Below are 18,596 nucleotides of genomic sequence, written 5' to 3' on the forward strand. Positions count from 1 at the left end.
CGCTAAAATTACAGGAAAAAGATTAAATTAGCTGAATTTAAAGCCAGTTAATAAATCATGAAAAACAGAACCCGCCTACTACTCATATCTTATTTGTTAATAACAGCCGTTATGAACGGACAGTCACCAACAAAACCCGAAGAAGAATTCAGAGGGGTTTGGGTGGCCACCGTAACCAATATTGACTGGCCCTCGGCCAGAGGTCTTCCGGTTAAGGCCTTAAAAAAAGAGGCTCTTGTCATACTTGATCTTCAAAAAGAGCTGGGCATAAATACCGTTATTCTGCAAGTACGACCGTCAGGTGATGCCATGTACCCATCCCAACTGGAGCCCTGGTCACGCTATTTGAGTGGCGAACAGGGCCAGTCACCGGGTCCCCATTTCGACCCTCTTCAGTTTTGGCTCAGCGAAGCCCATAAACGTGGGATGGAACTACACGCATGGATAAATCCATTCAGGGCTGCGCTCAACCTCACCGATTCATTGTGTGCCACCCATCCGGCCGTGTTGAATCCCGACTGGGTTGTTCCTTACGGCCCCAGGCTAAACTACAATCCAGGACTGGCTGAAGTGCAAAATTTTACACTCAGCGTAATTAAAGACCTACTCATACGCTACGATATAGATGGCCTTCACATGGACGACTATTTTTATCCCTACCCCATTAGGGGTGAAGTATTCAACGACTCAGCAGCTTATCTTAAAAGCCTTGATTTTGACGATCCCATGAGCATTCATGACTGGCGACGCGATAACATCAATCGTTTTATCGCTGCGACAGCCGAGCTGATCAAAGAAGTCAACCCACGGGTAAAATTTGGCATCAGTCCATTTGGGGTATGGCGAAACCAAAAGGACGACCCGCGTGGCAGCGACACCCATGCCGGCGTTACCTGCTACGATGACTTATATGCCGACGTTTTGAAATGGACCCGCGAAGGCTGGATTGATTATGTCATACCTCAGGTGTACTGGTCAACACGTGATGATATTGTGAACTACAACAAACTGGTGCAATGGTGGAACAACAATGCCAATAACCGACATGTATATATAGGACACAGCATTTACAAAATAAATAACTCGCAACCCAATTGGGACAATCCTTTGGAAATAGGCGAGCAAATAAATGTGTCGCGTCGACTTCCAAATATAAAAGGAAATGCCTTTTACAGCCACAAACATTTTATGCGCGATAACAACAGCCTCAACGAGAATCTGAAAAATATCTACTTCAAAACACAGGCTATCCCGCCTGCCATGCCGTGGAAAACACCGTCAGGGCCACCGCAGGCCGCCGGTAACTTAAAATACCGCAGAGGCATTTTGTCGTGGGATGCTGTCGCGCCCGAAAACAGCCAACTGAAATACCGATATCTGGTATGGCTCATGCCGGCAGATGGCTCAACGCCCATCTGGGCAATTACTAACAATAATTTTTTCAACACACGACAAATCACAGCCAAAAGCCGTCAAAAATATGAAGTGAAAATCATGACGCTGGATCCGTGGAACAACGCCAGCACATGGAGCGAAAATCAAAAAATAAAATATTGAACTTTTGGCAGTCCCAAAATGTTTACCATCATCAGAAAATTACCAATCATTAAATCAAACAGTCATGGCAAATGCCGCACGTCGTCGCAAGGAAGTCTTTCCTGTTAAAATAATGTCAAACACCGAAATCGCAACCGGAGTATTTCTCCTGGCAATGGAAAAACAATTTGATTTTAAAGCCGGACAAGTGCTTGCTGCAACCATAAATCCCGATGACGACCTTCGTCTCTATAGTATTGCATCGGGAACCGACGAAAACACACTTCAAATCTTATTTGATGTCAACCCGCAAGGTCAGCTGACTCCCCCTCTGTCGAAAATGAGAACCGGCGAGACACTATACATCTCGCAACCGTTTGGACGCTTTACCGACTCGCCCGACGATGCCTGGTGGATCGCAACAGGAACAGGCATCGCGCCATTTGTATCAATGATTAAATCGGGCGAAGCCAAAAAACAGAAGCTACTGCAAGGCGCCAGATATCTGACTCAGTTTTATTTCGCCGATCTGTTTAAGGAAAAAATGGGCAATCGTTATCTGCGTTTCTGCACCGGCGAATCGGCCCCCGACGTTATTCATGGCCGACTGACCAACTTCATTCGCGAAAGCAATGATATAATGCCCGACAGAAAATACTATCTTTGCGGAAATGCAAATATGGTTGTTGAAGTACGCGATATCCTCTTAGAAAAAGGTGTCCCCTTCGACCATATCATTGCCGAAATCTATTTTTAAATGACTGACAAAGACATCCTTTTCGGAAAAACCTTAACAGAACTTCAGGTTATTGTAAAAGATCTGGGTCTGCCGGGGTACACGGCTGCACAGATGACCGACTGGTTATACAAAAAGAAAGCAGACCACATTGACGACATGACCAACCTTTCGAAGAAAGCGCGCACGCTGCTAAACGAGCATTTCGAAATGGGACTTACGCAGCCGTCAAAAGTACAATCGTCGGTAGATGGCACAAAAAAATATCTGTTCCCCGCCCACCGCAATCTGTTCATCGAGGCCGCCTACATTCCCGAAGAGGATAGAAAAACCCTCTGCGTATCATCGCAGGTGGGCTGCAAAATGGGTTGTCTGTTTTGTATGACGGGCAAACAAGGGTTTCAAAGCCAGCTCACTGCCGGCGAAATAATCAATCAAATACGCAGCATTCCCGAAACCGACGAATTAAGTAATGTGGTTTACATGGGAATGGGTGAACCCATGGACAATATTGAAGAAGTGCTGAAAAGCCTTCAAATATTAACGTCGGAATGGGGTTTTGCCTGGAGCCCCCGACGCATTAATGTTTCAACAATAGGAGTTATACCTGCCATGCGCCGTTTCATCGAAGAGAGCGAAGCGCACCTGGCAATAAGTATGCACTCGCCGTTCGATGAGGAACGGAAAAAATTAATGCCCATACAGCAGGTTTACGCCATCGAACAAGTAATAGAAGCCATTCGTGCCTACGACTTTGGACGTCAGCGCCGCATTTCGTTCGAATACATCATGTTTGAAGGTATTAACGATACCGCCGCACACGTCAAAGGCATCACCAAACTGTTAAACGGAATACGTTGCCGGGTCAACCTCATCAAATTTCATCCCATTCCCGACTCTCCGCTTCAGGGCACTTCCCACAAACAAATGCAATGGTTTGCCGACCAATTAAGCAACAAAGGCATTACCACCACTATCCGGCGGTCACGCGGCGAAGACATCTATGCCGCCTGCGGTTTGCTTTCGACCAAAGAGCTGGTCAAAAAAGATGAAGAAAAAGATTATTAATCAGAACATCCATATCAGCACTACTCATTCTGCTGTGAAATAGGTGGGTGACCGGAACAAAAAAATATCCCGGTCACCTCACTCATATCTAAAAGGCTACTCCAACAAACGTAAAGTAGCTGCCCATCCGCCTCCGGATGCCATTTTAACGGTTAACTTATCACCATTGGTCACAATGACCTCCTTGCGTTTATAGTCGGTTGCTTCGCGATTGGCATTCACACCATCGCTAAAAATAACCGCTTCGTACCGACCTTCGGGGAGAAACGATAAATCCAGTTTTATTGTTCGGGCCTCCCAGTTAGTCATAGCTCCCAGGTACCAGCTGTTACCTTTACGTCGCGCCAAAGCCAGATATTCACCAACTTCACCATCAAGAGCAACCGTTTCATCAAATACGGTGGGAATTGAAACGATAAAACCGGTTGATTCGGGTTCGCGCATATAGTTGGTCGGTTTATCGGCCAACATCGAAAATGGCGATTCAAACACAACGTACATCGCCAGCTGATGGCAACGCGTTCCCTGACTGATGGGGTTGCTGAAAACAGCACGCCAGTTCAACTTATTGGCATTGTTCATAGCGCCGGGCGTATAGTCCATTGGCCCGGCCAGCATACGTATGTAGGGAGCCGTGACATCATAGGTCGGGAAATCGGTATAAGTAGTCCATTTCACCTGCTCCAACCCAAATACACCTTCATAATTCAGCACATTGGGATAGGTACGATTGAGACCGGTGGGTTTATAGGCGCCATGAAAATCGACAAACTGATGGTATTCGGCGGCTCTGCGTACCGCCTCATAATAAAAACTGACCACCATTTGGTCGTCGCGATTCATAAAATCAATCTTATAACCCTTTACGCCCATTGCGGCGTATTTGGCAAAAACCTCATCCATTTGATTTCGAAGAGGTGCCCAGCCGGCCCAAAGAACAATGCCAACACCTTTTTCTTTACCATGATCAATAATCGTCTGCAAATCAATTTCCGGAACAATCTTCATAAGGTCTGTACTTGCCGACCAGCCTTCGTCCAGTATGACGTATTCAATGCCATGCGCCGCCGCAAAATCGATGTAAAACAAATACGTAGAGGTGTTGATCCCGGCCTCAAACCCGACCCCCGAAATATTCCAGTCGTTCCACCAGTCCCATGCCACCTTTCCCGGTTTAATCCAGGATGTATCGCTAATGCGCGATGGGGAAGCCAGAAGATAAACCATATCATTGTTGAGCAATTCATAATCGTTTTGACTCACTGTAACAATGCGCCACGGGAAAGATCGTTTCCCGGTAGTTTGGGCAATATAGGGCGCATATTGAGTCACAATTGACTGCAAATTATTGTATCCACCGGGTTTTTCAGTCAAAGGATAGCCCGCTTGTTCACCATTAAACCCGTTGCGCTGCGAATTAACGGTTAAATAAAGTCCCGGGAAATCTTCAAGGTCGGCTTCAGTGATCACTGCTTTGGTCCCATTCTCATTTTCGACCAACAGCGGCAATATTATCAGTGAGTCGGCATCTATTTCATCAAATGATTCAACGGCATAAGGACTTTCATACGATGCCTGATACCGGTGTATGCTCTCGCGAATATATGGCACAAAAGCTTTATGTCCGTTGGGAAAATCAAAATTAGAGGTTTCATTAACAACCGTAATATCGTGATTAAAATCAGTGACAAAGCGGTAAGCCATACCAGCATCATATAACCGAAATTCCACGCTGTAATGGCCTTTAAAATGGAGCGTCAACTGCGAATAGTTATCAGGAATCACACTCTTTTTATAAAAAGGGGCATTAACAGATTTCAGAACTGCACTTTTCGTGCTTTTATTGAGATGGGGTTTTTCACCCAGTGAGCCATGCCTGAGCAACTCGATGGCGATGGCCGGCGATTGGGCAACGACCTCACCCTTAAGGCGCAACTCCCAGGCAATATTATCACCCACATCTACCTTAAGTTCCAACTGTTCATTGGGCGAAACTATTTTTAACGGCTGATTGCCAGCACCAAAAGCCACCGCACTGAACAGCATCAAAATTACAAACCATAGATTTTTTTTCATTCTTGTCTGTTTTAGCAATTTAGAAATCATACAAATAAACAGGATAGTCTGATGACCAACCATTTATCAAAAATATAAATCATACTCATATAAAGCTACTACAAAAACGTCAAACCCTATGCAAATCGTAGCAAAAACGGAGATAATATTGCTATTACATTAAGTTTTTATAAATTCGGCCCTTGAATATCAATTTCCTTCATCCCACATAAAAGATCCCTGAAACATAACAGCAAACCTTTCCGGGGAATCACCCGGAACAGACGTTTATTTGTCAAAAAAAAGTATAATGAAGGTTCTAGACCATATCACACTCAACTTTTCACCGCAAGGACTAATTATCCTTAATATAGTAATTGCGTTTATCATGTTTGGGGTGGCACTCAATATAAAATGGAGTCATTTCAAAGAAGTATTCAGCAATCCCAAATCGGTTATTACCGGCATGTTGTCACAATTCATTCTATTACCGGCCATCACATTTTTGCTGGTTCTGATAGTGAGGCCCACTCCAACGGTCGCATTGGGAATGATATTGGTAGCGGCCTGTCCCGGAGGTAATGTTTCAAATTTCATGAGTTATCTGGCCAAGGGCAACGTAGCCTTATCGGTCAGTCTTACCGCCTTATCAACTGTTGCTGCGGTGGTTATGACGCCGCTCAACTTCACATTATGGGGCAAATTATACCTTGATTTTTACAGCACCAAAAATGCGGGGGCGTATTTGGTGCCATTGGAGATCGAGCTATTTCAGGTGGTAGAAACGGTGTTTATGCTTCTGGGAATTCCGGTATTATTAGGGATTCTTTTCTCGAAATATATGCCGCTGGCCACGCAAAAAATAAAACGGCCCATCAAGAATATCTCTGTGATGGTATTTATTGCCTATGTCGTCATTCTGCTGGCCAATAATTTCGATCATTTCATCAACTACATCCATCTGATAATCTTAATTGTCCTTATACATAATGCGCTGGCGCTGGCAACGGGCTTTTCGGTAGCGACATTATTCCGACTATCACGCAGAGAACGACGCACCATCACACTGGAGACAGGCATTCAAAATTCAGGTCTGGCTCTGGTTTTAATTTTCAACCCCAAAATATTCCCGCCCGATCTGGCACTTGGCGGCATGGCATTTATTGCAGCCTGGTGGGGCGTGTGGCACATCATAAGTGGTTTGGCCATCGCCGGATTGTGGTCGAAACGAAAACTACCTGAAACCGAAACGCTATGAGTTACGAAAAATGGTCGGCAGGCTACTGGCTGCTGAAGCAATATATCAGGCTAATTGACTGGATGATTCACAAACGTATCATCATCAAAGGAAAAGAAAATATTCCGGCGAACACGCCCATTGTTTTTGCGCCTAACCATCAAAATGCGCTGAGTGATCCGCTGGCTGTATTACTCAACATACGTCAACAACCGGTCTGGCTGGCACGTGCCGATATCTTCGGGAAATCGAAAGTGATAGATGCCATACTTCGCTTTTTAAAAATCATGCCGGTATTTCGCTTACGTGATGGCATGGAAAACCTCGATAAAAATGAGAAAACCTTTGACACTTCAGTCAATGTGCTAAAAAATAATGCGGCGCTGGCGTTATTTCCAGAGGCGGCTCACACCGGGCGACGACAAATTATATCGCACAAAAAAGCGGTGCCCCGAATAGTGTTTATGGCCGAAGATGCCACCAATGGCGAGTTGGATATCCATATAATTCCCACAGGCATTTATTACAGTCATTACTGGAAATTTGACCGCACGCTCATTGTAAATTTCGGCACTCCTATCAGAGTTCAGAATTTTATGTCGCAGCATCAAACGGATCCGCAAGGCGCTATCCGCAAGTTAAAAGATGCCATATACACAGCAACACTACCTCTGATTCTGAACTTTAAAACGACCAGTTTCTACCCCGATTTTGAACACATCAGACAGATGTATGGCCCACATTTCCTGAAAAAAAGTGGTAAAAAACAAACTACCTACGAGCAGTATCTCTCCGATCGCGAATTGGCTGCCCGTTTGGATCAGTTAGAGAAAACAGAACCGGATGTCACCAAAGAAATAGTGGAAAAAGCCGACCGCTACTATTCTACCCTCAAAAAAGAAAGACTAAAAACGTTCATATTACAGGATCATCATCACAAAACAAATTTAGTTTGGGAGATGATTAAGTTATTGATCACATTTCCGGTTTTTATTTACGGAACAGTATTTAATGCAGTCCCGTTCTTTCTAATTGACCGGGTCGTCAGAAAATATATTAAAGACCGCACCTTTTGGAGTAGCGTGACGTTGGTTGCCGCCATCATCGTTTTCCCTCTCTTTTACCTTATCGATCTATTGCTGGCAAGTTCAATATTGCCGGGGTTTTGGTTAAAGATAACATTCATCGTAAGTCTTATTTTAACAGGAAAAATAGCGTTCAGATGGTATATCTGGTTGCGAAAAACCATGGGCCGTATTCGTCTGCTAAAGATAAAGTGGTTCAGACCCGTTTTATATAAGAATCTGCTGCAACAAAAAGACCAGCTGTTTAATCAACTGGACCTTGTGTTAAAAGAAGCAGCCCCACAAAAGGAGGCGAAAGCATAGCAAAAACGTCAGACCGTTGGTTCAACAATTTCGCGGGCAATCCAGGCACAGGCTTCGGCATCGGCAAGGGCATGGTGATGGTTATCTAAAACAAAACCACAATATTGGGCAACCGTATGAAGCTGATGATTGGGCAAATGCTTGTAAACCCGACGGGCGGCCTTTAAAGTGCAATAAAAATCGTAGTCGGGATAATCCATCCCATACATTTTAAAGACTGCTTTAAGACAGCTTTCATCAAATGGTTTATTATGGGCTACGAGCGGCAAATCAGCAATCAGGGGTTCAGCCTTCTTCCAGACCTGAGGGAATACCGGAGCATTGCAGGTATCATCCATTGTTAAACCATGCACACGCGTATTCCAATATGTATAATACTCGGGTTCGGGCTTTATGAGACTATAAAAACGATCGACAATCTCCCCTTCCTTTACAATCACAATTCCAACGCTGCACACGCTTGTGCGATGCTGATTGGCGGTTTCGAAGTCGATGGCGGCAAAATTGAGCATAACAAATAAAATTAACCTTTGCTAAAAACAGATATCAGGCATGACAAGGCCAAACCAAATGCAATGCAGCAAAGGTAAAAAATAATGACAACCCGTAATTTTGCTCATCCGATAATATTCGGGAGTGGCCAAAATTGAAACACACCCCTTTCAACCTAAGTGTAAAACAGCTCAACACTGGTCATTGAAATCCGTAACCAACAACGGTCACCCGAGGAAGTGGCAAATCCCCTCAACCATTCTGTTTTATAGACTCATCAATAAACGCCTGAATCCGATCGAGCTCCTTCAACGGAAGCGAATTCAATGTTCTGGTCAGATCGAACACCTTCTCGGCCTGCCGTAAGGATTGAAGCGGATGATTACTATCGATCGTTTCATCACCATCGGGTGTCCAGACCAAAAAATCATTGGGTGTACAGCGCAATAACAGACAGAGTTTCTCAAGCTCCTTTAATCCGAGTTGCCTGACCTTGTTGTTTTTAATTTTTGTCGAAAAATTATGAGAGAATCCGGCTTTAATCAGAAAAGAAAAAGGTCTTTCGACACCTCTGGCTTTAAAAATTTTGTTAAAGTTGTAGTTAATCATACCGAACCGGGTTAAATCGTGTTTGAAATATAAAGTCAACTACTGCGTTATGCTTGTCATAAAAACAGTCATTTACGAAAAGTAAACTCCTTGATTTTTATGACTTCGCAAGCCTTGTATTTGAACTTTATATTTCAAACACTTAGTTTATGGGCAAACTTTAAATAATACTTGTCTATAAAGTCAACTACTGCGTTATGCCTGGCATAAAAACAGTCATTTACGAAAAGTAAACGCCTTGATTTTTATGACTTCGCAAGCCTTGTATTTGAACTTTATATTTCAAACACTTAGTTTATGGGCAAACTTTAAATAATATTTGTCTATAAAGTCAACTACTGCGTTATGCCTGGCATAAAAACAGTCATTTACGAAAAGTAAACGCCTTGATTTTTATGACTTCGCAAGCCTTGTATTTGAACTTTATATTTCAAACACTTAGTTTATGGGCAAACTTTAAATAATATTTGTCTATAAAGTCAACTACTGCGTTATGCTTGTCATAAAAACAGTCATTTACGAAAAGTAAACTCCTTGATTTTTATGACTTCGCAAGCCTTGTATTTGAACTTTATATTTCAAACACTTAGTTATGGGCAAACTTTAAATAATATTTGTCTATAAAGTCAACTACTGCGTTATGCCTGGCATAAAAACAGGCATTTACGAAAAGTAAACTGACTTCGTCTTCTTCCTCCTTGCAAAGCATAATCAAAGCAATCCTGCGACAAATTTATAGTAACAGCAGCTTTGATTCTGCCTTTACTTCGTTCGTCAGTTCCTTGATTTTTATGACTTCGCAAGCCTTGTATTTGAACTTTTATTATCAAGCACCTGAGTTTTCCTGCTAACACCAGAAATACTGAAATTTAAAAGTAAAACATAATATTTAGTTAATCAAGGAATCAGCTCAGGCTTATGGCGTCTCAAAGCAATTTAATTGTTTTAAATGTCGTAAGATACGTGTGTCAATTGCAATTTATTGTTCATTTTTAAAACAAATATCAGTTTATTTAATAGAAATATCTTTTTATGTTTAAAAATAATATATTGAAGAGACATTAAAGTCTTTTCCCTTTGTATTCCTTTCTTTTCTCTTTATACACTAATCTATTACATTCACATTTCTATTTATTACATTCACATTTTTGTCTTTTACATTCACATTTCTTCGACTTCAAATAATATAATTATGTTTTCCTTTAACATTTATATCTTTTCCTGTATAATTTACATCTTTTCTTTTAATAAAATTATCTATCCAGTTATAAAAAATAATTAGTGCTTGCAAAAAGAGTCCAGCTTCTGCATTATGCATACTCATAAAATGGTCATTTAGGGAGTAAGCTCAAATTTTTCGGGCTACGGCGACCTTTAAAATAAAGCCTTCTTATCTGACACAGGAGTATTCTTGCAAGCGCTAAGCAGAACTTTATAGTTAGTGTTTGTCTATAAAGTCAACTTCTGCGTTATGCTTGTCATAAAAACAGGCATTTACTAAAAGTAAACGCCTAGAATTTGAACTTTATATTTCAATGGACAGACTCTAGTCAGACTCTAATTGCAACGATAAATATTGATTTAATGAATTGTCCGACTTCGCCGGAGCCCAAAAACATTTGACTGGCAGAGAAACCTGACGCATAGCCCAGTTAACCGAACAACCAGACCCTTACACGGGGATGATATTATTGCAGCTCCAGCGACCCTTTGAGCCGTATATCGGACGACGAAGCCCCAACTAAAATGTTGACCCGACCAGGCTCTACCACAAAAGAATTTAGCTGACTGTTCCACCAGGCCAAATCGTCTTTGTTAATACAAATATCGATTGTTTTGGATTCGCCCGGCATTAAAGTCACCCTCTTAAATCCTTTCAGAGCTTTGTTGGGCCTTTCCACTTGCGACTGAGGGAAAGAGACATAGAGCTGCACCACTTCATCGCCCGTTCGATTGCCCGTATTTTTCAGTTTCACTGCCACACTAATGCAATCGTCTTTGGCCGTAACCTTCAGTGATTGATAGCTAAAAGTGGTATAACTCAAACCAAACCCAAAAGGATAAAGCGGTTCTTTATCAAAATACATGTAAGTACGTCCCTTTCGGATGTCATACTCCATCATAGGAGGCAGCTGATCTTCCGATTTGGGCCAGGTTTGCGTCAACCGGCCACCGGGATTATAATCACCAAACAAGACATCAGCCAAAGCGGTTCCGGTTGCCTGAGCGTTGTGCGTTAAATGCAAAATAGCCGGCACATGCGCCTGCGACCAGTTAATTGCATAAGGGAAACTACTTTGTAGCACCAAAATAGTATTCGGGTTTACAGCCAGAACGCGCTGCACCAAAAATTCATCATACAAAGTCAGTGATTTACGGTCGCATGCTTCCTTCCCCTGCGCGGGATCGGGACTATCGGCCCACTTTCCATTGGTTAACGGATTATTGCCTAATATCACGATCGCCACATCAGCAGATTTGGCGGCATCAACAGCCGCATTGTAATTGTTATTGGGTGCAAAAATGACGCTTTGGGCTCCCACCTTATCTTTTATCCCGTCCAATGGCGTAATGCGATAAGGCGGCAACCCACTGTACCAATCGATGAGCACCGTATCGGCGAGCCATCCAATCACAGCAACTTTCGTGACATGCGCCGCCTCCAACGGCAACACCCCCTCATTTTTTAACAGCACAATTGATTCACGTGCCATTTTCAGGGCCGTCTGCCGGTGTTTAAGCGTTGTCCAGGGATCTGCACCGCCCTCCCGGCCAATGGAGGCATACCCCACACTATCGGTTGGATCTAACTGGCCCAATTTAATCATAACCCTGTAAACGCCTTTCAGAGCCGCATCAATATCCTTTTCAGAAAGATACCCATTTGCCAAAGCGCCGTAAACACCTTCCCTGTAGTCATCCAAAAACTGATTAATACCAGCTTTAATGATGGCCCCGGCTGCCGTATTCAAATCCGGGAAAGCCTTATGGCCGGATACCAGCAGCCGGTATCCACCGCCGTCGGTACATATAATACCATTGACGTCCCACAGGCCCATGGTAATATCATGATGCATGGGGTTGATATGTGCCGGCACACCATTAATGGCATTATAAGCGGCCATGTATGCGTTAGCGCCGCCCAGCATCACCGCCCTTCGGAACGAAGCAGCATAATACTCGTGAAACAGCCGTTCGTCGAAATTGGAAGAAGAACTATCGCGTCCGGCTTCGTTGCTATTGGCCAGAAAATGCTTGAGCAAAGATGCCGTCCGCCAATATTTGGGATCCTCGCCCTGCAACCCGCGGGTAAAAGCGGCCGCCAGGGTTCCCACCAAAAAGGGATCCTCGCCAAAACACTCTTCGGTGCGCCCCCAGCGAGGGTCGCGACCCAAATCGGCATTGGGCGCCCGCACAACGAGTCCCCCTTTGTGCCATTTGGGATTCTGAAAAATATAACGTGCTTCGATACTTTCAATTTCGCCGGCCAGACGAATGAGATCAGGGTCCCATGTTTCGCCCATGCCATAAGCCTGCGGAAACTGCGTGGTTGGCACCTGTTGGGCCCCCTTGGGGGCCCAGTTAGCCGGACCGCCCATTGCCACGCCGTGATACCCTTCGATATGACGAGCCCCTCGCACGCCCAACCGGGGCACCGAAGGATCGGTACTCAACGCAGACACCTTTTCGTCGAGAGTCATGAGAGATAAAAGATTATCAATCCGTGCTTCGGCATCCAGGTCAGGATTCTGAAAAGGATAGGGCTGCGCCGTAAGCGTGACACCACTAAGAAACAGCCATAAAAAAACGCCAATCACATTAAAACCAATATTTTTAGTCATTGTTAATAATCTAAATCAATTCAACGATGGAACTCTTCGGCACATTCACAAAACCCATCCACTTATGAGAAGACAAAAAAACGTTTCCATCAAAAAAGAATAATTAAAACTGAATAACAATATTCAACCTCACAAAAACCAACTCAGCTATTTCCCGGCTTCGATGACCAAGTGTGCGTCATCGAGTTCGGGAGAAGTGGCCGTCAGCACAATTTCACCGGGTTCGCCGGTACTCTGAACGAGAACCTGAGCCAGGCCATTGAAAGTATTACGGCGCCATTGTTTAGCGTCGATAGACACCTTTATAGAACCCGGACTGTTATTCATTTCATCCCAGGGATTGGTTTTGACCAATGGACGACCAATTATCACCACACTATTAAAGCCTTCGTGAAGCATCGATTGATCGAGCAAAAACAGATAACGATCAGAATCATCACGCACCGCTTTAGCCACTTCGTGACCATTAATATAAAGCGACTGATTTGTGGCCACGCTTCGAAACATCCATTCAATTTTGCCGGACAACAACGGTGACGACAAGGAGAAACCGCCTCTAAAAACCATTTTCACAGGTTTCGATCCTGGGTCGAGCCCGTGGTCCCTCAAAGCAGGTTCCCACAATTTGGCATCAAAACCGGGTTGAATCACGTCGTTAATACTGACTTCGTCGAGCGGTTTCTGCACCCAATTGATTAACGGCACGGTAACAATAGAATCAATAAACTGATCGGGTTCATGAGATGCAGGATCTCCATTGCCAACTCCGATGATCTTACCGGGTCCTGCAATAGAAAAAGACACAGGGAGGTTCGCATCGGGCACATCACGCCCCTTCTTATCCTTAAGAGAAACGGTGACCACAGAAAGATCCCGACGGTCCGCCTTTATCCGGTTACGATCAGAAGATAAAGCGACAGATGCAGGATTACCTGTGGTCTCAACCTTACTTTCGAGCACTTTTTTCCCGGCTTTAAAACCGACTGCTTTGAGCGTCCCTGGTTTATATTTCACCTGCCACGACAAATGACTATTGACAGCCATCTTTTGCCGTCCCAGACTCTTATTGTTAAGGAACAACTCTACTTCGTCCATATTGCTGTACACCCAGACATCAATAAGCTGTCCCTCTTTACCGGGCCAGTTCCAATGCGGCAAAATATGCAACACATCCTGCTTACTCCACCACGACTTGAGGTAATAAACATTATCTTTTGGGAACCCGCACAAATCCATCATTCCAAAATAAGTACTGACCGAAGGATAAGTATACGGCGTTGATTCGCCACGGTAATCGAAACCGGTCCAGATACACATACCAGCCAAATAATCGCGGGCCGCATAATGTTTCCATCCATGTTCAATACTAAAAAATCCGGATGGGGTATCCCGATCGTAGGCCGCCAGATATTGTTTCTCCTCATCGTCAAAATAAATACCACGTGTTGTATTGGTCGAGCCCTCTTCGGTACCCAATGAGGCCTGCCAGGGATTTTTCTCATGAATGGCATCGGTACTTCCATGTCTGAGATAATTGAATCCCATGACATCAATCACTGTAGAAATGCCATTATTCCAGTTTCCGCTCACCGCAGCATTGATAGCTCTGGTGCTGTCAATGGTTTTGGCAAAAGCCTGCATAAAGGCCGCGATACGCGCCCCTCTGTCGTTTCCCTCAATCATCCACTCCTCATTACCAATGGACCATAACACCACACTGGGATGATTGCGGTCACGTTCCATCAGACGTTTAAGCTGAAGTAACAGTTCATCTGTCGTTCCCATGAGACGATTCTCATCAAGAACCAGCATCCCGATGCTGTCACAGGCATCGAGCAAAGCAGGAGATGGCGGATAATGGGAGGTACGATATGTATTATTGCCCATTTCCTTAAGTTGGCGCAGCCGCCATTGGTACAACGCATCGGGGATGGCCGATCCGACACCGGCATGATTCTGGTGATTATTCGTACCCTTAATCTTCACGTGTTCACCATTCAGAAAGAAACCTTTATCGGGTGTCCATTTGATGGTACGAATACCAAACGTTGTTTTATACACATCCACCACCTTTCCATCCTCTAAAATTTCGGTGACCAATTTATAAAGATTGGGATGATCCAAATTCCATAACACCGGATTTTGGACTGTCAACCGGCACACAAATTCAGATGTTTCCATAGAATGAAGGTCGCCATCGGCCTCATTTGTGGCCACCACATTGCCGGTACGGTCAACAATACTGTTTCGAATGTTAAACCCTGATGCTGTCAAACGCTTATTGGTCACTTTAACACGAGCCGAAACAATGGCTTTCTGCGCATCCAGTTCAGACGTAACATAAGTACCGTATTGCGGCACGTACAATGGCGCTGTTTTAGTGAGCCAGACATTACGGTAGATGCCGGCACCTTCGTAAAACCAGCCTTCTTCCATGGTTGCATCAACCCGCACAGCCACCACATTATCGCTACCGTAATTAAGGAACTCAGACACATCGAAAGAAAAACTTTGATAGCCACTTTTTTCGTGACCGCAATAAAAACCATTAACCCATACCTGAGCATCCCGGTACACGCCATCAAACTCAATAAAAATACGTTTCCCATCGTCGTCAGCGGGAATAAAAAAATGTTTTCGGTACCACCCCACGCTGGTATCGGGATAGCCGTGCCCCACCGTTTTGTATCCGTGGCTGTGACTTGCTTTTGCATCAAATGGCATTTCGGCCGCCCAATCGTGCGGCACATCAATATCGCGCCAGGTTCGGTCATCAAACGCCAAAGCAGTGGCGCCATCGCCGTATCCGGCCTTTGCCAGATAAGTAAAATAACCCGTGCCGGTATTAAAATCACGGGCCGCATCAGAGGGATGCCCGTAGGCAAATTTCCAGTCAAAATTAAAAATCTCATGCGAGCGCGGTGAAGAATCCGCTAATGCAGGCAAAGTCATCAAAAACGTGGCCAGTATTAATTTCAATCTATTCATCAATTTCATTTTTTCAATTGTTTCAGATTCTATATTGTCCGTTAAAAATTAAATTCTTCATTTAAATGCTTAAGCCGCACGGGCTTTCACCTTTTGTACTCATTAACGTTCTTATTTCTGACTTAAAAGTGGAGACAAACCAGTGTGACTATGACATAACACATACACACGATCAACCTTCGCATTTCTTAATAGGTCAAAGTCACCGTTACCGGAACCCCTTTCTTCATCCGTAAAAAGAAATAATTTTTAGAACAGTCCACCTTTGAGGCAGCCGCTTTTGGCGATGCGACAATCCGGGAACAAACTTTTGGCAACTTCACCATAACGCGCTGGTCGATGGCCGAAGTAAACCGCACCACCACGTCGTTCCTGCTCCACTCCAATCGGTTGACGATAATTTGTCCGCGCAAGGCAATTCCTTCAATGGCGCCCGTTTCCCAGTTTGGGGACAAAGCCGGGAGTAGACTGATGCTTCCAGGTTCAGAATAAACCAGGGAACGAATAATAACGGCCGGAAATCCGCCACTCAAATCCATGTTGAACAAATTGCCTGCATTGTGATAGGTCGCAAACGACGGCGCCCAGTAATACCCGGCCATCAGATCAATTATTTCACCCGTAAGAGCAGCATCGCCTAAATTAGCCGCCACCATTCCTTGTTGTGCAAGCCCAAATACCATTTCGCCACCATGATTACGACGTCTCTGATCCATTCGTGCCTTCAGGGTTTTATGCGCCGCATTTCTTAAAACCGTATCCGTGACAAACTCAGGCGCCATTCTGTCAAACAAAGCATACAATTGAGACACATGCCGATGGCTATGATTCTCCTCAAAATTCCTGGGCAACCACTCAGCCAGCTCCCCATCCGTATTAATGCGATAGTCGGGCATCAGTGTTAACATCTGTTCCCACTTATGAATTTGCTGAGACGTCTCCCCAACTATCTTCCCGGCGTCGATACAATTACGCAGCAAGTCCTTAGCGACCATCACATCCATGGTTGCATTCACGACAAGTTGCGACGGACTGTTTGCGGGATTATTTTCGGGGGAATAGGACGGGGAAAAAAGATATTTACCATCGTCACCCTTAATCAGAAAATCTTCATAGAACCAGGCCGCCTCTCTCATAAACGGGTATATATGCTTCTCCAGCAGATCGGGATTCCCAGTATACAAATAATAATCGTAAAGGATTCCGGCCGTCCAACCTGCGCCGGCCGTCCATAACGACAATGTCCAAGTTTCATCAAAATGAATATTCCAGCCATGCGAGCTTGAATGCGCCGGAACCACAATTCCTCTCGTCCCGAACAAACGACGTGCATTATCGCGATACCACGGCATCATACGCTCATGGTAATGCAGATACGCGGCCATGAGTTCCGGGGTATTGGCACTCAGCAGGTGCGAAACGGCCACCTCTACGTTCCCGTCGTGGGTAAAACCCGAGGACCATGGCGGCGTCCATGTGCCACTCCATATCCCTTGCAGGTTAGGCGGATTAATGCCTGTAGATGAGATAATATTGTAACGCGCGGCATCAAACTCTTTCTGAATCATTGGCGGAGTAACGCCCTGCCGGGCTGTCTCCACAAAAGCCTCGGATTGCAAATCCGCCTTAGCGTCTTTCCCCAAGGATAATTTCACCCGGCCAAACAATTCTCCATGGGACCTTTTCTGCCCTTCCAGCAAAGTCGCGTAATCGGGTTTAATAGTCGTCAGCCATTTCTGCAAATACGACTGTAAAGACGCCTTATTCTTAAAATCGGGAGCCACCGCCATGAGAACCAGCACCTCATCAGCATCGGTCACCACAATATGACTGTCTTCCGTTTTTTTGGTTCCGCCCACATTATAAACCAGAGCCGTTGCTTCAAAACCATAGGGAATTCCCTTAAAATGATGATTAAAAGCAGTCGAACAGGTTAAATAATTATCTTTAGCCGAAACGTTGGTATATTTAATGGCATTGTTAATATAGTCCCACTGATCCCAGTTTACCGGATGCTGACGCAGGGATAAACGGACATTCACCTTTCCGGAGGAAGTAATCTTCATGACCATAACACTGTCGGCCCGGGAGACAAATAAAGAACGCTGATATAACTGGCCATCCTGACGCCATTGCACTTTTGCCTCACCGGTTTCAAAATCGACCATACGAATATAATCAACCACATTGCCCGGCGTCATCGATAACTTGATATCACAAACCGGAACATAAGGATCTATCCAATGCTTTTCGCCATACCCTTCCTTCATACTCTGTTCCACCGGAATACGTGCCGCCTCCACAAACTTTCCCCTGGCCAGCAAATCACGTATTTCCGCCAGGCGGGAAGCCTGATCAATGGGTTGTAATGGCACACGCTGCGGCAAATACGAAAGCGCATGGTTCACAATTATGGTTTCATCGTGCGGCTCCCCAAACATCAAAGTACCCATGGTTCCATTACCGCTAAGCAAAGCATCTTCCCAACGCGGTGCCGGCTTCCAGCTGACAAAACCACGGTCGGGCGGCGTGAAAGACTGAGCCTGAATGGCCACACCAATAAGGGAACCTAAAACAAGGAGCAATAAGTGTTTGAACATGATAAATAATTTAATTAGTGTTTGGAATATAAAGTCAACTACTTC

At 44.6% G+C, this 18,596-nt stretch carries 12 protein-coding genes; 5 read left to right on the plus strand and 7 right to left on the minus strand.

Features of this window, described 5'->3' with window-relative positions; all coding sequences use genetic code 11:
• The first annotated feature begins 57 nt into the window (after positions 1-57).
• The 3 genes from ACT3CD_RS07800 to rlmN all read left to right on the plus strand — a co-directional run bounded on the left by ACT3CD_RS07800 (position 58) and on the right by rlmN (position 3,340).
• Positions 58-1,557, plus strand: a complete 1,500-nt coding sequence (locus ACT3CD_RS07800; protein WP_444644532.1) for a glycoside hydrolase family 10 protein — start codon at positions 58-60, stop codon at positions 1,555-1,557.
• 64 nt (positions 1,558-1,621) lie between these two features.
• Complete coding sequence (locus tag ACT3CD_RS07805) at positions 1,622-2,293, plus strand: FAD-binding oxidoreductase (protein WP_444644534.1); 672 nt, start codon at positions 1,622-1,624, stop codon at positions 2,291-2,293.
• Positions 2,294-3,340, plus strand: a complete 1,047-nt coding sequence (rlmN, locus tag ACT3CD_RS07810; RefSeq protein WP_444644536.1) for a 23S rRNA (adenine(2503)-C(2))-methyltransferase RlmN — start codon at positions 2,294-2,296, stop codon at positions 3,338-3,340. It begins immediately after the preceding gene.
• A 96-nt stretch (positions 3,341-3,436) separates the two neighbouring features.
• Here rlmN and ACT3CD_RS07815 read toward each other — a convergent pair whose 3' ends face one another.
• Positions 3,437-5,416, minus strand: coding sequence for a glycoside hydrolase family 97 protein (locus tag ACT3CD_RS07815; RefSeq protein ID WP_444644538.1), 1,980 nt, complete (start codon positions 5,414-5,416; stop codon positions 3,437-3,439).
• Between the two features lie 289 nt (positions 5,417-5,705).
• On the opposite strand from ACT3CD_RS07815, the gene ACT3CD_RS07820 reads away from it, so the two are divergent.
• Both ACT3CD_RS07820 and ACT3CD_RS07825 read left to right on the plus strand, forming a co-directional pair.
• Entirely contained in the window at positions 5,706-6,653 is a 948-nt protein-coding gene (locus tag ACT3CD_RS07820) for a bile acid:sodium symporter family protein (RefSeq protein ID WP_444644540.1), read from the plus strand.
• The gene (locus ACT3CD_RS07825) at positions 6,650-8,020 is read left to right on the plus strand and encodes a 1-acyl-sn-glycerol-3-phosphate acyltransferase (RefSeq protein WP_444644541.1); all 1,371 of its coding nucleotides are present in this window, start codon (positions 6,650-6,652) and stop codon (positions 8,018-8,020) included. The genes ACT3CD_RS07820 and ACT3CD_RS07825 overlap by 4 nt, the downstream gene beginning before the upstream one ends.
• 8 nt (positions 8,021-8,028) lie before the next feature.
• Here the strand turns inward: ACT3CD_RS07825 and ACT3CD_RS07830 are convergent, their stop codons facing one another.
• From ACT3CD_RS07830 to ACT3CD_RS07855, 6 genes are all read right to left on the minus strand, one after another.
• Complete coding sequence (locus ACT3CD_RS07830; protein WP_444644543.1) at positions 8,029-8,532, minus strand: 3'-5' exonuclease; 504 nt, start codon at positions 8,530-8,532, stop codon at positions 8,029-8,031.
• 232 nt (positions 8,533-8,764) lie between these two features.
• Positions 8,765-9,121 carry a helix-turn-helix domain-containing protein gene (locus ACT3CD_RS07835; RefSeq protein WP_444644545.1) on the minus strand — a complete coding sequence of 119 codons (357 nt, stop codon included), beginning with the start codon at positions 9,119-9,121 and terminating at the stop codon, positions 8,765-8,767.
• Between the two features lie 1,177 nt (positions 9,122-10,298).
• The gene (locus tag ACT3CD_RS07840; protein WP_444644547.1) at positions 10,299-10,445 is read right to left on the minus strand and encodes a hypothetical protein; all 147 of its coding nucleotides are present in this window, start codon (positions 10,443-10,445) and stop codon (positions 10,299-10,301) included.
• 364 nt (positions 10,446-10,809) lie between these two features.
• Positions 10,810-12,963, minus strand: a complete 2,154-nt coding sequence (locus tag ACT3CD_RS07845) for a glycoside hydrolase family 3 C-terminal domain-containing protein (RefSeq protein WP_444644549.1) — start codon at positions 12,961-12,963, stop codon at positions 10,810-10,812.
• Positions 12,964-13,110: 147 nt separating this feature from the next.
• Positions 13,111-15,951: a beta-galactosidase GalA gene (gene galA / locus ACT3CD_RS07850; RefSeq protein WP_444644551.1), complete on the minus strand. Its 2,841-nt coding sequence runs from the start codon at positions 15,949-15,951 to the stop codon at positions 13,111-13,113.
• 188 nt (positions 15,952-16,139) lie between these two features.
• A complete protein-coding gene (locus ACT3CD_RS07855; RefSeq protein ID WP_444644552.1) occupies positions 16,140-18,551 on the minus strand; it encodes a glycosyl hydrolase family 95 catalytic domain-containing protein in 2,412 nt (803 codons plus the stop codon).
• Positions 18,552-18,596: the final 45 nt, after the last annotated feature.

Origin of the sequence: Geofilum sp. OHC36d9 (assembly GCF_052400685.1) — a bacterium.
Classification (GTDB): Bacteria; Bacteroidota; Bacteroidia; order Bacteroidales; family Marinilabiliaceae; genus CAZHHH01.

Bases quoted from the DNA above. Each gene is read 5' to 3' on its own strand.
- ACT3CD_RS07800 (WP_444644532.1), top strand. From the start codon at position 58: ATGAAAAACAGAACCCGCCTACTACTCATATCTTATTTGTTAATAACA.
- ACT3CD_RS07805 (WP_444644534.1), top strand. From the start codon at position 1,622: ATGGCAAATGCCGCACGTCGTCGCAAGGAAGTCTTTCCTGTTAAAATA.
- rlmN (WP_444644536.1), top strand. From the start codon at position 2,294: ATGACTGACAAAGACATCCTTTTCGGAAAAACCTTAACAGAACTTCAG.
- ACT3CD_RS07815 (WP_444644538.1), bottom strand. From the start codon at position 5,416: ATGAAAAAAAATCTATGGTTTGTAATTTTGATGCTGTTCAGTGCGGTG.
- ACT3CD_RS07820 (WP_444644540.1), top strand. From the start codon at position 5,706: ATGAAGGTTCTAGACCATATCACACTCAACTTTTCACCGCAAGGACTA.
- ACT3CD_RS07825 (WP_444644541.1), top strand. From the start codon at position 6,650: ATGAGTTACGAAAAATGGTCGGCAGGCTACTGGCTGCTGAAGCAATAT.
- ACT3CD_RS07830 (WP_444644543.1), bottom strand. From the start codon at position 8,532: ATGCTCAATTTTGCCGCCATCGACTTCGAAACCGCCAATCAGCATCGC.
- ACT3CD_RS07835 (WP_444644545.1), bottom strand. From the start codon at position 9,121: ATGATTAACTACAACTTTAACAAAATTTTTAAAGCCAGAGGTGTCGAA.
- ACT3CD_RS07840 (WP_444644547.1), bottom strand. From the start codon at position 10,445: ATGAGTATGCATAATGCAGAAGCTGGACTCTTTTTGCAAGCACTAATT.
- ACT3CD_RS07845 (WP_444644549.1), bottom strand. From the start codon at position 12,963: ATGACTAAAAATATTGGTTTTAATGTGATTGGCGTTTTTTTATGGCTG.
- galA (WP_444644551.1), bottom strand. From the start codon at position 15,951: ATGAATAGATTGAAATTAATACTGGCCACGTTTTTGATGACTTTGCCT.
- ACT3CD_RS07855 (WP_444644552.1), bottom strand. From the start codon at position 18,551: ATGTTCAAACACTTATTGCTCCTTGTTTTAGGTTCCCTTATTGGTGTG.